Source organism: Pseudoxanthomonas sangjuensis (assembly GCF_010211755.1).
Taxonomy (GTDB): Bacteria; Pseudomonadota; Gammaproteobacteria; order Xanthomonadales; family Xanthomonadaceae; genus Pseudoxanthomonas_A; species Pseudoxanthomonas_A sangjuensis.
The window spans coordinates 183,220-197,844 of record NZ_PDWR01000001.1; the positions used below are offsets into that span (position 1 = coordinate 183,220).

Below are 14,625 nucleotides of genomic sequence, written 5' to 3' on the forward strand. Positions count from 1 at the left end.
CCCGCGCGGGTCCTGTCGTGCCCGGAGCCTGCGCTTACCAACTGCCGCGCAACACCAGCGAGTAGCGGCGGTCGTTCTCGAACCAGGCGCGGGTGTACATCGTGTCGTCCACGTAGCCGTCGCGCAGATACTTGCGTGGCCCCACCAGCAGCTTGGTCACGCTGTTGGTCAGGTTGTTGACCTGCACGCCGAGCTGCATGCCCTTGCCGATGTTGTAGAAGAACGAGCCATCCACCTGGCCGTAGTCGTCGTTCCAGGTGGGCAGGAAGGTGATCGCGTCGCTGGAGGTCAACAGGTAGCGCGAACGCCAGTTGTAGGCAAGGCGCATGGAAATCTTGCCTTTCTCGTAGATGGCGATGGCGTTGTACGATCGCTTGGACAGGCCTTCCAGCGGCAGGTCGACGGCGCCGGCGCGGGCGGCGGAGGCGTACGGGCTGACCACGGCGTTGGTGCCGCCGCTGCTGTCCACGAAGGTGTAGTTGGCCTGCACGCCGAACCCGGGCAGGAAGTCGAAGAACTGCGAGTAGCCGACTTCGAAGCCGCGGATCTTGCCCTCGTCCAGGTTGTGGGTGCGGGTGATCAGGTAGTCGTTGCCGAACAGGGTCTCGGTGGTGGCCATGGAAGCGAAATAGCCTTCCACGTTCTTGTAGAACAGGGTGGCGTACAGGCTGTTGCCGGGGCCGAAATACCATTCCAGAGAGGTGTCGAACTGAGTGGCGCGCATCGGCTTGAGCTCGGGGTTGCCGCCGTTGCCGGTGAAGGACATGTCGGCTTCGCCGCAGCTGCCCGGTTCGCGCAGGCCGTCGCTGATCGCGTCCTCGCACGCCGCGGCGCTGGCCTGCAGCGGCAACCACGCCTGCATCAGGCGGAACTCCGGCCGGGCGATGGCCTTGGACGCGGCGAAGCGCCACTGCCAGCCTTCGCCGAAGCGCACGCGCAGGTTCAGGCTGGGCAGCACGTCGGTGTACGAGCTCTTGGTCTCGGTGCTGAAGGACTGGCCGGCGAACTTCGCCAGCACTTCCGGGGTCACCACCTCCGCCCAGCTTTCCATGTTGGGCATCGTCCCGCCGCCGATGGTATCGACACTGGTCTTGACCACGCGCACGCCGACATTGCCGTCCACCTTGTCGCCGCCGAAGTACAGCACGCCATATCCGGCCTGGGTGCGTTCGTCCTGGGTATTGGTGCTGTCCGGCCCGTAGGCGATGGGCCGCCACTTCGCATTGGGAAGCAGGGCGAGGGTCGAGGCAACGGCGCCGATGTCGACCATGCTGTTCTTCGGCGACCAGAACTGCGTCGGCATGTTGGCTCCGCCGCCGAAGAAGTCGTCCATCGAATACAGCTCGGAGTCGCCGGTCTGGTACAGGTCCAGCCAGGCCACGTTGGCGCGGGTCGGGTCGGCGTTGGCGCCGGTCAGCTTGTTCCAGTCGTCGCTGATGACGCCCCAGTTCCAGGTCGTGAACAGGTTGCGGTAGCTGCGGTCGGCCACGCGCGCGCCCCAGCGGAAGAAGCGCAGCCAGTCGCCGTCCTGGAAGGTGTATTCCAGATCGACCCGGCCGGCGCGCTCGACGCCCTCGCTGTCGCCGAGGTGGTCCATGGCCGAACGCCAGAAGTAGTTGCTCTGGTCGGTGACGGTGGACGGGTCGGCGACCGTCACCGACGGGTACTTGCCGCCCAGGTCGATGGTCATGCCCTGCAGCAGGGTCGAGGCGTGCAGCGAGAAATCGACGTTGCTGCTTTCCGACTTCACGTACTGGAAGTCGCCGCGGGCGGTCAGGCGGTCGGTGATGTAGTGCTGGAATCCGGCCGCCCAGTCGGTGGTCTTCGATTCCTGCGCATTGATGCGGTTGCCGCTGACGAACTGGATGCCGGTGTTGCCCTGGTATACGCCGGGATTCCCGTTGTCGAGGTCGCTGGGCTGGCCCGTCCAGCCGCCCTGGCGCACGGTGCCGCGGATGAAACGGCCGTTCTCGTCGTACTCGAACCGGGTGCCGAGCGCCGGGATCAGGTTGTTGGACATGTCGGCCAAGCCATCCTGATAGATCGGGTTGTAGTGGTCGGCGACGCCGTTCCAGTTGGGCTGGTTCTTCTGCGAGGCCCCGGCGAACTCCATGAAGTGCTCGTTCCAGGTCATGTCGTACTGCGAGGTGATGAACTGGGCGTAGAGTTCGGTGTCCTCGCTGGGCCGCCACTGGAAGGCGAGCGCGCCGCCCTGGCGCTTGCGCTCGAAATCGGTGCGCCGCCAGTTGACGCCGCCGGGCACGAACACCTGGTCGAGGCCGGAGCCTGCCAGCAGCGCGTCGCGCTGCGATTCCGCCGACTGCCACGATCCCGCGTCCCAGTCGTAGACCCAGTCGGTTTCCGAACCTTCCGTCTGCTCGGCCGGCTTGCGGCCGCGACGGTCGAAGGGCATCAGCTGGATGCCGTCCGAACGCGTGGACATTTCCGAGTAGGACAGATTGGCCAGGAAGCCCATTTCGCCGGCGCCGGTCTCCCAGCGGTCGCTGAACAGGAACGAGGCCGAGGGCTTGGCGTCCTTCGCCTTGTCGCCGTAGTTGTAGTCGATGCTGCCGGCGATCTTGCGGCCGGCCTCGTCGAAGGGCTTGCGCGTGCGCAGGTTGACCGTGCCGCCCAGGCCGCCTTCGATGATCTCGGCCGAGGGGTTCTTGTACACGTCCACGCCGGCCATCAGCTCGGCCGGCACTTCCTCGAAGTTGATGCCGCGGCCGCCGCTGGCGCTGAACACGTCGCGCCCGTTCAGTTCGCCGCGAACGAAGGTCAGGCCGCGGATCATCACCCCGCTGCCTTCGGCGGAGAAGTGGTCGGTATCGTCGCGCGAGGCGAAGCCGGTGACGGTCACGCCGCTGATGCGCTTGATGGTTTCGGTGACGCTGCGGTCGGGCAGGGCGCCGATGTCCTCGGCGGTGATCGAGTCGACGATCTGTTCGGCGTCCTGCTTGATGTCCTGGGCGCGGATGATGCTGCCGCGCACGCCGGTGACCACGACGGCATCGAGTGCCGTGGCTTCCGGCTGCTTGTTTCCATCCGCCGGCGGCGGCGGTGCGTCCTGCGCATGCAGCGCGCCTGCGGACAGGGCCAGGACGACGCCCGTCGCCAGGGCGGAGCGGTGGATGTGCCGGCACAGGCGTGCCCCTACGACGCGCCCGTTGGCGCGGATCGCTTGTTTCTGCATGTTGCAGTTCCCCTCCAAGAGACTGAAAACGCGGAAGAAATCCGGGTTGGCGTGCCGCCGGCGTGGCGGTCGCGGTCGATGATAGCGCTAACATTCGAGGTGGACATGCTGCACCGCAGCTGAACCCGGGCGTGGGAACTCACGCTCTTGCGGCCGATCGCGCCGGCCGTGCGATGCCCACGGGCATGCCATGCACGGGAAACACAAAAAAAGCGCGCCGGGGAACCGGTGCGCTGGTCATGGATGCGGCGGATTGTGGCTCAGGCCGCGCCCGGCGGCGTGTCGAGGCTCTTGAACACGCGGTCGATGACTTCGGCCAGTTCGTCCTCGGAGAACGGCTTGGTCAGGTAGGCGCGCGCGCCCTGGCGCATGCCCCACATGCGGTCGGGGTCCTGGTCCTTGGTGGTCACCAGGATGACCGGGATGTGCTTGGTGGTTTCCTCGCGGCTCAGGCTGCGGGTGGCCTGGAACCCGTTCAGGTTGGGCATGACCACGTCCATCAGCACCATGTCCGGCAGCTCGCGCTTGGCCACTTCCACGCCGGCCGCGCCGTCTTCGGCGGTGATCGACTGATGCCCCAGCTTCTCGACGATGCGCTGGATGCCGAGCAGTTGCGACGGCGAGTCGTCGACGATCAGGATGCGAGCCATGTATTTACCCCCTTGGATGGAACCCCGGCCACGATTGTAGTGTGACTTTGTGGCTTGGCTAGTGGGGAAACGGCCGGCTGGCGTGACCGGCTGCGCGTTTATCCGATTTTGACCAGGGTGCGGCCCAGCGAGCCGCCCGCCAGCATGTTCCCGAAGGTCCCGGACAGTCCGTCCAGCGTGGTTTCCCGGGTGCAGATCGCGTCGAGGCGGGCCGGCTTCCATTCCCCGGCCAGCCGCCGCCAGATGTCGTCGCGGATGTCGCGGGCGGTCCCTGCCGAGGCCACGCCCAGCAACGAGACGCCGCGGATGATGAAGGGCATCACGGTCATCGGCAGTTCCGGGGTCGCGGCCAGGCCGGCCGAAGCGACGCTGCCGTAGGGCGCGGTCTGTGCCAGCAGGCTGGCCAGCATCGGTCCGCCGACGTTGTCGAGGCCGCCGCCGAAGCGCGCCGATTCCATCGGCCGGGTCGTCGCCAGCGCGTCGCGGCCGAGCACCTGCGTCGCGCCGATCGATTTCAGGTAATCCGCCTGCTCCGGCTTGCCGCTGATCGCGTGCACCTCGAAGCCGGCCTTGCTGAAGATGTCGACGGCCAGCGAGCCGACGCCGCCGGTCGCGCCGGTCACGGCCAGCGGGCCGAGCGCCGGCGCCTGCCGGTTCTCGCGCATGCGATACAGCGCCAGTGCGGCGGTGAAGCCGGCGGTGCCGAGGATCATGCTTTCGCGCAGGCTCAGGCCTTCCGGCAGGGGAATGACCCACTGCGATTCCAGCCGTGCGTATTCGGCGTAGCCGCCGTCGCGGGTTTCGCCCAGGCCGCTGCCGGTGACGAGGACCGGGTCGCCTTCGCGGAATTTCGGGTCGCGCGATTCGACCACGTGCCCGGCCACGTCGATGCCGCCGACCAGCGGGAACCGGCGCAGGATCTTGCCCTTGCCGGTGCCGGCCAGCGCGTCCTTGAAGTTGACCGACGAATAGGCGGCCTTGATCGTCACTTCGCCGGGATTGAGGTCGCCCAGCGAGACCCGTTCGAGCCCGCTGCGGTAACCGGCGTCGTCGTTGTGGATGCGGAAGGCGGTGAATTTTTCCGGGATGCCCATCGTCGTCGTCCGTGGAATGCGCTGCCGCGATTTTGGCACGCGGGCGAGGGCAGGGGGACCGACTTTGGTCGGGTCCGTCAGCGCAGCGACTTGCGCCGCTTCTCGTCCATCCACTTGTCGGCCTGCGCCGGGCGGTAGTCGCGCATCCATGCCAGCATCGCGTCGATGTCGTCGCCGTGCCACAGGTCGTGGCGCTGGTCCGGGTGCAGGAAGCGTTCTCCGACCATGCGGTCGATCATCGCCAGCAGCGGATCGTAGAAGTCGTCGACGTCGAGGAAGGCGCAGGGCTTGTTGCCGATGCCGAGCTGGCGCCAGGTCAGCATCTCGAACATCTCGTCCAGCGTGCCGAAGCCGCCGGGCAGGGCGACGAAGGCGTCGCTGATGTCGAACATGCGCTTCTTGCGCTCGTGCATGTTGGCGACCACTTCCAGGCGGGTCACGCCCTTGTGCGCGACTTCCCAGTTGACCAGTTGCTCGGGAATCACCCCGATCACTTCGCCGCCGGCCGCCAGCGCCGCGTCGGCGACGGTGCCCATCAGGCCGACGTTGCCGCCGCCGTAGACCAGGGTCAGGCCCTCCTTCGCGATGCGCTCGCCCAGCGCCTCCGCGCGCTCGGCATAGGCCGGCCTGGAGCCGGCGTTGGAACCGCAGTAGACGCAGATGCTTTTCATCGATGACTCCGTATCGTGTTCCTGAAACGCGAAAGGCTCCGCGCTTGCGGAGCCTTTCGTGGCGGATGCGTTGCTTCAGTTCGCCTTGTGGATCGCCCGCTTGTCCACCGCCATCGCCGCGTCGTGGATCGCCTCGGACAGCGACGGGTGGGCGTGGCAGATGCGCGCCAGGTCGTCGGCCGAGCCGTTGAACTCCATGGTCAGCACGCCTTCGTGGACCAGCTCGGACACATTCGGGCCAACCAGGTGCAGGCCCAGCACGCGGTCGGTCTCGGCGTGCGCGATCACCTTGGCGAAGCCGACCGGCTCGGCCATCGCCACCGCGCGGCCGACCGCCGCGAACGGGAAGCTGCCGGTCTTGTACGGCACGCCCTCGGCCTTGAGCTGCTGCTCGGTCTTGCCGACCCAGGCGATTTCCGGGGCGGTGTAGATCACGTACGGAATGGTGTCGAGGTTGACGTGGCCGGGCAGGCCGGCGATCAGCTCGGCGACCGCGATGCCTTCCTCGAAGCCCTTGTGTGCCAGCATCGGGCCGCGCACGCAGTCGCCGATCGCCCAGACCCCGTCGACGCCGGTGTGGCAGTGCTCGTCGACCACGACCTGGCCGCGTTCGTTGACCTGCACGCCGGTGCCATCGGCCAGCAGGCCCTTGGTCGCGGCGCGGCGGCCCACGGCCACCAGCAGCCTGTCGACGGTCAGCGTCTGCTCGCCGGAAGCGTCGGTGTAGGTGATGACCACTTCCTTCTTCTTGCCCTTGCCGGCGAGTTCGGTCCTGGAGACCTTGGCGCCCAGGCGGATGTCCAGGCCCTGCTTCTTGAATTCGCGCGCGGCCAGCTTGGCGACTTCGGCGTCGGCGGCGGGCAGGAAGTCGGGCAGGGCCTCAAGGATGGTCACTTCGGCGCCGAGGCGCTTCCAGACGCTGCCCAGCTCCAGGCCGATCACGCCGGCGCCGATCACCGCGAGGCGGTTCGGCACTTCGGTGAAGTCCAGCGCGCCGACGTTGTCGACGATGTACTCGTTGTCGAATTTGGCGAACGGCAATTCGATCGAGTCGGAGCCGGCGGCGATGATCACGTTGGTGCCCTTCAGCTCGACTTCGCTGCCGTCGTGCTGCCTGACCTTGACGATGTTGCCGGGCTGCAGCTGGCCGAAGCCGTAGTACGGCGCGATCTTGTTGGCCTTGAACAGCTGGGCGATGCCGCCGGTGAACTGCTTCACGATGGCGTCCTTGCGGCCGACCATCTTGGCGACGTCGATCTTCGCGTCCTTGAAGCTGATGCCGTGCTGGTCGAACGAGTGCGTCAGGTTGTGGTACTGGTGCGAGGAATCCAGCAGCGCCTTCGACGGGATGCAGCCGACGCGCAGGCAGGTGCCGCCGAGGGCCGGCTTGCCGTCCTTGCCCAGCGCCGCGTCGATGCACGCGGTCTTCATGCCCAGTTGCGCGGCGCGGATCGCGGCGTGATAGCCGGCCGGGCCGGCACCGATGACGACGACGTCGAATTGTTCTGCCATTTCTTTTTTCCTTGGAGACGGTAGAAGGGAAGAGGGAGGCGTACGAGCGGGGGCTTTTCGCCTCCCGTCTCTCGCCTCCCGTCTCCCGGCCTTACAGGTCGAACAGGATCCGGCTCGGGTTCTCGAGCTGGTTCTTGATGTCGACCAGGAACAGCACCGCGTCCTTGCCGTCGATGATGCGGTGGTCGTAGCTGATCGCGATGTACATCATCGGCGCGACCACGACCTGGCCGTTCTCGGCGATCGGGCGCTCCTTGATCGCGTGCATGCCGAGGATCGCGCTCTGCGGCGGGTTGACGATCGGCGTGGACATCAGCGAGCCGAAGGTGCCGCCGTTGGTGATGGTGAAGGTGCCGCCCTGCAGGTCCTCGAGGGTCAGCTTGCCTTCGCGCGCCTTGACCGCGTAGTCGCCGATCGCCTTCTCGATGTCGGCGAAGGACATGCGCTCGACGTTGCGCAGCACCGGCGTGACCAGGCCCTTGTCGGTCGAGACCGCGATGCTGATGTCGGCGTAGCCGTGGTAGATGATGTCGTCGCCGTCGACCGAGGCGTTGATGATCGGGTACTTCTTCAGCGCATTGGCCACGGCCTTGGCGAAGAAGCTCATGAAGCCGAGCTTGACGCCGTGGGTCTTCTGGAATTCCTCGCCGATCTCCTTGCGCGCGGCGGCGACCTTGGACAGGTTGACCTCGTTGAACGAGGTCAGCATCGCGATCGACTCCTTCGACTGCATCAGGCGCTCGGCGATGCGCTTGCGGATGCGGGTCATCGGCACGCGTTCTTCCGGGCGCGCGCCGGCGGCCTTGCCGGCGCCGCCGGACTTGGCGTAGTTGACCAGGTCTTCCTTGGTCACCGCGCCGCGGCGGCCGGTGCCCTCGACCTGTGCCGGGTCGATGCCCTGGGTGACGGCGGTGAAGCGCGCGCCCGGCGGCAGGGCGTCGGTGCCGGAGGCGACCGGTGCCGGCGTGGTCGAGGCGGGCGCCGCCGAGGCGGCCTTGGCCGCTTCGGCCTTCGGCTGCACTTGCTGGGCGCCGGCGGCCGGGGCTTCCTTGGCGGGCGGCGCGGCGGTCACGGCGCCTTCCTCGATGATCGCCAGCAGCTGCTGGCTGGTCACGGTGTCGCCTTCCTTGAACTTGATCTCCTTCAGCACGCCGTCGACCGGGGCCGGGACTTCCAGCACGACCTTGTCGGTTTCCAGGTCCAGCAGGTTCTCGTCGCGCTTGACCGCGTCGCCGACCTTCTTGTGCCAGCTGGCGATGGTGGCGTCGGAAACGGATTCGGGCAGTACGGGAACTTTGACTTCGGTGGCCATGCGGGCGTCCTGGTTGCTCTTGACGGGATGACTGCGTGAGGGGGAAGGATAGGTTTATTCGGCGACGATCTGGTTGCCGAGCGGGTTCACCAGCGCGTCGGCGACCAGCTGCAGCTGCTCCTCGACGTGCTCGTTGAAGTGGCCGGCGGCCGGCGACGGCGAGCGCGCGCGCCCGGCGTAATGCAGGGTCTGGCCCTTGTTGTCGGCCAGGCAGGCCTGCAGGTGGTGCTTGATCTGGTACCACGCACCCTGGTTCTGCGGCTCTTCCTGGCACCAGACCAGGTCGGTCGCCTTGGCGTAGCGCTTGAGTTCGGCGGTCAGCGCCTCGCGCGGGAACGGATACAGCTGCTCGACGCGGATGATCGCCACGTCGTCCTGGCCGCGCTTCTGCTGGTCTTCGAGCAGGTCGTAGTAGACCTTGCCCGAGCACGCGACCACGCGCTTGACCTTCTTCGGGTCGGCGGAGGCATCGGGGATCAGCGGCTGGAACTCGCCGCTGGCCAGTTCGTCCAGCGTCGACACCGCCAGCTTGTGGCGCAGCAGCGACTTCGGCGTCATCACCACCAGCGGCTTGCGCGTGGTCATGCGCATCTGCCGGCGGATCATGTGGAAGGCCTGCGCCGGCGTGGTCGGCACGCATACCAGCATGTTCTCCAGCGCGCACAGCTGCAGGAAGCGCTCTAGGCGCGCCGAGCTGTGCTCGGGGCCCTGGCCCTCGTAGCCGTGCGGCAGGAACAGGGCGAGGCCGCTGATGCGGTCCCACTTGGCCTCGCCGGCGGCGATGAACTGGTCGATGACGACCTGCGCGCCGTTGGCGAAGTCGCCGAACTGCGCTTCCCAGATGCACAGCGTGTTCGGGTCGGCGGTGGAGTAGCCGTACTCGAAGCCCATCACCGCCTCCTCGCTGAGCAGCGAGTCGATCACGGTGGCGTCGTTCGGGGTGTCGACCAGCTGGCGCAGCGGCAGGTAGTAGCTGTCGGTCTTCTGGTCGTGCAGGATCGCGTGGCGGTGGAAGAAGGTGCCGCGGCCGGCGTCCTGGCCGACCAGGCGCAGGCGGTTGCCTTCCGACAGCAGCGTCGCGTAGGCCAGGTTCTCGGCGAAGCCCCAGTCGCCGGCCAGATCGCCGGCGGTCATCTTCAGCCGGTCTTCGTAGATCTTGGCCACGCGCGGGTGCAGGGTGACGCCGGCGGGGATCGTGTTGATGATCTTGGCCAGCTGCTGCAGCTTGGCCTTCTTGAACGTCGTGTCGACCTTGTCGCTGAGCTTGCCCGACAGGTACTTCGACCAGTCGATGTTCAGCTCGTAGTCTTCGGGCTTGGAGGTGGCCAGCTCGGTGGTGACCTCGCCCGAATCGAGCTTGTTGCGGTAGCCGTCGACCAGGGCCTGGCCTTCGCCGGCCTGCAGCGTACCGTCCGCTTCCAGTCGCGTCGCGTACAGTTCGCGCGTGGTCTTGTGCTTGCGGATCACCTGGTACATCAGCGGCTGGGTCGCGGCCGGCTCGTCGGCCTCGTTGTGGCCGTGGCGGCGGTAGCAGACCAGGTCGATGACCACGTCCTTCTTGAACGCCTGGCGGAATTCGTAGGCCAGGTTGGCGCAGAACACCACCGCCTCCGGATCGTCGCCGTTCACGTGCAGGATCGGCGCGCCGACCATCTTGGCCACGTCGGTGCAATACAGCGTGGAACGCGCGTCGTCGCGCGCGCTGGTGGTGAAGCCGATCTGGTTGTTGACCACGATGTGCACGGTACCGCCGACGGCGAAGCCGCGCGCCTGCGACATCTGCAGCAGTTCCATGTTGACGCCCTGGCCGGCGAAGGCGGCGTCGCCATGGATCAGCACCGGCAGCACCTGCGCGTGCTCGGCGTCGCCGCGGCGTTCCTGGCGCGAGCGCACGCTGCCGGCGACCACCGGGTTGACGATCTCGAGGTGCGACGGGTTGAACGCCAGCGCCAGGTGCACCGGCGCGCCGGGCGTGGCGATGTCGGCGGAGAAGCCCATGTGGTACTTCACGTCGCCGGTGTGGGCGCGGTTGCCCTGGATGTGCTCGAACTTGCCCTCGAACTCGTCGAACAGCTTGCGCGGGTTCTTGCCGAGGATGTTGACCAGCACGTTGAGGCGGCCGCGGTGGGCCATGCCGACCACGATGTCCTTGACCTTGTCGGTGCCGGCGCGGCGAACGACCACGTCGAGCAGCGGGATCAGCGAGTCGCCGCCTTCCAGCGAGAAGCGCTTCTGGCCGACGTACTTGGTGTGCAGGTAGCGCTCCAGGCCCTCGGCGGCGGTGATCCGCTCCAGGGTGCGCTTGCGCGCGGCCGCGTCCAGGCCGTAGTCGCCGCCGGCGGCCTCCAGGCGCTGGTACAGCCACTGGCGCTGCCCGGCCTCGGGGATATGCATGAACTCGGCGCCGATCGGGCCGGTATAGGTGGCCTGCAGCCGCGCCAGCAGTTCGCGCAGCTTCATCGTCGGCTTGCCGGCGACGCCGCCGGTGCTGAACTCGCGGTCGAGGTCGGCCTGGGTCAGGTTGTGGAAATCAAGCCCCAGGTCGGGCGGGTTGACCGGCGGGGCCAGGCTCAGCGGGTCGAGCTTGGCGCCGAGGTGGCCGCGCGAGCGGTAGGCGGTGATCAGGCGGCCGACGTTGCGGCCCTTCTCGTCGCCGGCGCTGGCCGGTGCGCTGGCGTAGCCGTTGTTGGCGGCGTGCTTCGCGGCTTCGGCGATCTGCGCGATGACCGCCGAATGCGGCACGTCGCCGGCCTCGCGGCCCTTGAAGCCGTCGAAGTAGGCCTTCCATTTCGGATCGATGCTGTCGGGAGAGACGAGGTACTGCTCGTACAGGTCTTCGACGTAGGAGGCGCTGCCCCCATTGAGCTGCGAGGATTGCGCGAACTGCTTCAGTAGATTGTCCACGATGGCGGTTTTGGCTGCGGTGGGGGTGGCCAAGGGGCCCGATCCTAGGAAAGGCTTGCCCTAAGGGCTTGTCCGGACGGGATTTTCTTCTGTTTCCGCCGGGCCTGGGCTTAGCCTGAAAATTATACGCCCATGAACCGGTCCCAGCGTGGTCTTGTTGGACTAAAGGCGAAACCGGTCAGATTCCGAGCGCGCGCAGTTCGGTGCAGGGGCGGGAGCGTTCCCAGACTTGGGCGAAGGATTCGCGCAGCTGGCGTGCGCGGCCGGGGTCGTCGAGCGCGGCCTCGCCGTCGAAGCGATGGCCGAGCGGGCGGAAATACCAGCCGCCGGCGTCGTTGGCGACGTAGGCCGAAGGGTAGGACAGGTCGGTCGGCTCGCGGACCTGGCGGAAGGCGAAGCTGCTGGGCAGGCGCTGCGCCAGCGGCAGCAGCGGCGCCAGCGCGTGCTGCGGGGTGGCCGGATCGTGCAGGAGGATGCGGACCTCGGCGCCGCCGGGGCGGCGGGTCGCCAGCCGCCGCAGCGCGCCGAGCACGGCGGGGGCGTCGAACAGGCCGGGATCGAGGTCGCGGCTGTAGATCGCCAGCGAACGCCGCGCCTGCAGCGCGATCGCGCTGGTCGTCGCCACCGCGGCGGCGCGGTCGGCGACCGGACGGGTGCCGTGCAGGACCAGGCGCATGGTCTGGTGCGCGATGCCCGCTTCCTCGAAGCGCCCGCCCTCGGCCACGAAGCCGTGGCGGGCGTAGAAGCCTTCGGCCGAAACCTGCGCGTGCAGGGTCACGGCCGGCCAGCCCAGCTTGTGCGCCTCCGCCAGCAACGCCTGCAGCAGCGCGTCGCCGACGCCGCGGCCGCGCCATTCCGGCAGCACCGCCATGCGCCCGAGCCTGTGTTCCGGGGTCAGCCGGCCGGTGCCGATCGGCCGGCCCTGCGCGTCGCGGGCGATCACGTGCCGGCAAAGCGGGTCCAGCGCATCCCATTCCAGCTCCAGCGGCACGTTCTGCTCGCGCACGAACACCGCCTCGCGCACCGCGCGCAGCTCGTCGATGCCGGTGGCGTAGTCGATGGGCTGGATGGTGAAATCGGACATGCTCTCCCTTCTCGATCTGCAACAGCGGCGTGGGTCGCGACGCCTTTCGTCCGGATCGCCGGTCGATCCGCTTCGCGACTCGTGGCGTTCCCGCACCGGGAATCAGTCGTCCTCGGACAGCAACTGGTAGTGGCCGAGTTCGAACAACTGGAAAACCGCGTCGCGGCCGGCCTGCGACAGCGCGTTGTACAGCGTGCGGTCGATCGTCGCGGCCGCCGCCAGCCGGCTGGCATCCCGGACGGGGAGGGCGAAGTCGAGGCCGCTGCAGAACAGCGTCGCGCCGCGCCCTGCCTTGCGCCACGCCGGGCGCGCGAACGGGTGCCGCTGCAGCGCGGCGCCCTGCTCGAGGTCCCATTCGACCTCGATCCGCGAACGTGGCTCGCCGCCCGGCACGATGTCGCCGGCGGCGCGGTAGGTGGTGATGAAGCGGCCGAACCAGTCGCCCAATTTGTCCGGATCGTTCATCCGCAGCGCGTTCAGCGCCTCGACCACGCGGCGCATCGCCTCGGCGTCGATCTCGTACGGGTCCTTCGGCGCGACGAGGTCCTCGTCGTGGTAGCGGATGCGTTCGTCGGCGTCGGCGATCAGGGTGTCGAGCCAGTCGCCGATCAGTTCCGCCGAGGACGGCGCGCGCATGCCGACCGAGAAGGTCAGGCACGGATTCACCGCGACGCCGTGGTGCGGCACGTTCGGCGGCAGGTACAGCATGTCGCCGGGGTCCAGCACCCAGTCGTGGGTCGGGTGGAATTCGCGCAGCAGCTTGATCTCGGCGTCGTCGCGGAAGGCCAGCGGCGGGTCCTTCCCGGCGTCGATCAGCCAGCGGCGCTGGCCCTGCGCCTGCAGCAGGAACACGTCGTACTGGTCGACGTGCGCGCCGACCGAGCCATTGGTCGCGGCGAAGGAGATCATGATGTCGTCGATGCGCCAGCGCGGCAGGAAACGGAAGTGTTCCAGCAGCGCGGCGACGTCGGCGTCCCACTTGTCGACGTCCTGCACCAGCAGGGTCCAGTCGTGGTCGGGCATGCCGGGGAAGTCCTCTTCCCGGAACGGCCCGGTGCGCAGCGTCCATTGGTCCGTCGCCGGATCGTGGCCGATGATCCGCGCCAGCACGCCGTCCTCGCAGGCCAGCCCGGCCAGGTCTTCCGGCTGCACCGGCGTCTCGAAGCCGGGGAAGGCGTTGCGGACCAGCAGCGGCTTCTTCTGCCAGTACTCGCGCAGGAACTTCGCCGCCGGCATGCCGAGCGGGAGGTGGTCGCGGGCGTCGATTTCGATCATGGGGTGGTTCCGGTCCGCTCTCTGGCCAGCCGGCTTTCCAGATTGGCGCGGCCGGATTCGGCGTAACGCCTGCAGGCGCCGGCATCTTGCAGGGGCTCCCGGCCGTCGATGCGCGCGAACAAATTGCTGGCCAGTGGATGGGGGGTCAACAGTACGTCGCAGGGCAGGGCGGCGATCGTGTCGATGCCCTTGCGGAAGGCCGCCAGGTAGCCGGGATGGGCTGCGTCGTCGGAATAGCGGTATTCGTCGTCCGAAATCGAGCTCAGGCTGTCGGCGTAGGCCATGTCCAGGCAGCGTTCGCCCTCGCAGGCGCGCCAGGTCCAACTGGTGCCGCCCGGTGCGTGGCCGGGCGTGGCGTGCGCGGTGATCTCCAGCGTGCCGATCCGCAGCGTTTCGCCGTCTGCGATGGGCTGGACGCCGGTTACCGGCGGGAACGCCTGCCCTTCCTCGAGGAATTGCGGGTCGTCGCGGTCGCTCCTGCCGTTGTGCAGCGTGGATACGGCCGGTTCGCGCACCCGCACGGTGGCGCCGGTGGCGCGCTGCAGGTAGGCGATGCCAGCCGCGTGATCGAAGTGTTCGTGCGAATTGACGATGTACTTGATGTCCGAGGGTTCGAAACCCAGCGCGCGTACGTTGGCCTCGATCAGCGGGCCGGCCGGTTCGGTGGCGCCGTCGAGCAGGACATGCCCCTGCGGCGAGGTCACCAGCAGCGAGGTGATGCCACAGGTGCCGACATACCACGTGCTTCCGAAGATCTTGCGCGGAGGCGCGCGGTCGTTCCATCCGTCCATGACGGTGGCGTCGGCGGGGCAGGCGAGGACCGCGGACGCGTCGTCGCTTGCAGGCGCTGCCGCTTCGGCCACGGATCCGGGGGAGGCAGCCGGTCGACAGGCCGCGGTGGCCAGCAAGACGGCGATGGCCAGGGGCATG

Annotated in this window: 10 protein-coding genes; all 10 read right to left on the bottom strand. The window is 68.0% G+C overall.

Annotated elements, in window-relative coordinates; translation table 11 throughout:
- Positions 1 to 34: 34 nt before the first annotated feature.
- A complete protein-coding gene (locus tag CSC71_RS00850) occupies positions 35 to 3,193 on the bottom strand; it encodes a TonB-dependent receptor (protein ID WP_162372445.1) in 3,159 nt (1,052 codons plus the stop codon).
- Positions 3,194 to 3,453: 260 nt separating this feature from the next.
- Entirely contained in the window at positions 3,454 to 3,843 is a 390-nt protein-coding gene (gene pilH, locus CSC71_RS00855) for a twitching motility response regulator PilH (RefSeq protein ID WP_162372446.1), read from the bottom strand.
- A 98-nt stretch (positions 3,844 to 3,941) separates the two neighbouring features.
- A complete protein-coding gene (locus CSC71_RS00860) occupies positions 3,942 to 4,937 on the bottom strand; it encodes a YhdH/YhfP family quinone oxidoreductase (RefSeq protein ID WP_162372447.1) in 996 nt (331 codons plus the stop codon).
- Positions 4,938 to 5,014: 77 nt separating this feature from the next.
- A complete protein-coding gene (locus CSC71_RS00865) occupies positions 5,015 to 5,608 on the bottom strand; it encodes an LOG family protein (RefSeq protein WP_162372448.1) in 594 nt (197 codons plus the stop codon).
- Positions 5,609 to 5,683: 75 nt separating this feature from the next.
- Positions 5,684 to 7,120, bottom strand: a complete 1,437-nt coding sequence (lpdA, locus tag CSC71_RS00870) for a dihydrolipoyl dehydrogenase (protein WP_162372449.1) — start codon at positions 7,118 to 7,120, stop codon at positions 5,684 to 5,686.
- Between the two features lie 91 nt (positions 7,121 to 7,211).
- Positions 7,212 to 8,432 carry a dihydrolipoyllysine-residue succinyltransferase gene (sucB, locus tag CSC71_RS00875; RefSeq protein ID WP_162372450.1) on the bottom strand — a complete coding sequence of 407 codons (1,221 nt, stop codon included), beginning with the start codon at positions 8,430 to 8,432 and terminating at the stop codon, positions 7,212 to 7,214.
- A 54-nt stretch (positions 8,433 to 8,486) separates the two neighbouring features.
- Positions 8,487 to 11,336 (bottom strand): 2-oxoglutarate dehydrogenase E1 component, encoded by a 2,850-nt coding sequence (locus CSC71_RS00880; protein WP_162372451.1) that lies wholly within the window; start codon positions 11,334 to 11,336, stop codon positions 8,487 to 8,489.
- Between the two features lie 178 nt (positions 11,337 to 11,514).
- Positions 11,515 to 12,420: a GNAT family N-acetyltransferase gene (locus CSC71_RS00885; protein ID WP_162372452.1), complete on the bottom strand. Its 906-nt coding sequence runs from the start codon at positions 12,418 to 12,420 to the stop codon at positions 11,515 to 11,517.
- Between the two features lie 102 nt (positions 12,421 to 12,522).
- Positions 12,523 to 13,695, bottom strand: coding sequence for a ribosomal protein uL16 3-hydroxylase (locus tag CSC71_RS00890; protein WP_162372453.1), 1,173 nt, complete (start codon positions 13,693 to 13,695; stop codon positions 12,523 to 12,525).
- Complete coding sequence (gene bla / locus CSC71_RS00895; RefSeq protein ID WP_162372454.1) at positions 13,692 to 14,624, bottom strand: subclass B3 metallo-beta-lactamase; 933 nt, start codon at positions 14,622 to 14,624, stop codon at positions 13,692 to 13,694. Before bla ends, CSC71_RS00890 begins: the two co-directional genes overlap by 4 nt.
- Between the last annotated feature and the right edge of the window lies 1 nt (position 14,625).

Bases quoted from the DNA above. Each gene is read 5' to 3' on its own strand.
- CSC71_RS00850 (WP_162372445.1), bottom strand. From the start codon at position 3,193: ATGCAGAAACAAGCGATCCGCGCCAACGGGCGCGTCGTAGGGGCACGC.
- pilH (WP_162372446.1), bottom strand. From the start codon at position 3,843: ATGGCTCGCATCCTGATCGTCGACGACTCGCCGTCGCAACTGCTCGGC.
- CSC71_RS00860 (WP_162372447.1), bottom strand. From the start codon at position 4,937: ATGGGCATCCCGGAAAAATTCACCGCCTTCCGCATCCACAACGACGAC.
- CSC71_RS00865 (WP_162372448.1), bottom strand. From the start codon at position 5,608: ATGAAAAGCATCTGCGTCTACTGCGGTTCCAACGCCGGCTCCAGGCCG.
- lpdA (WP_162372449.1), bottom strand. From the start codon at position 7,120: ATGGCAGAACAATTCGACGTCGTCGTCATCGGTGCCGGCCCGGCCGGC.
- sucB (WP_162372450.1), bottom strand. From the start codon at position 8,432: ATGGCCACCGAAGTCAAAGTTCCCGTACTGCCCGAATCCGTTTCCGAC.
- CSC71_RS00885 (WP_162372452.1), bottom strand. From the start codon at position 12,420: ATGTCCGATTTCACCATCCAGCCCATCGACTACGCCACCGGCATCGAC.
- CSC71_RS00890 (WP_162372453.1), bottom strand. From the start codon at position 13,695: ATGATCGAAATCGACGCCCGCGACCACCTCCCGCTCGGCATGCCGGCG.
- bla (WP_162372454.1), bottom strand. From the start codon at position 14,624: ATGCCCCTGGCCATCGCCGTCTTGCTGGCCACCGCGGCCTGTCGACCG.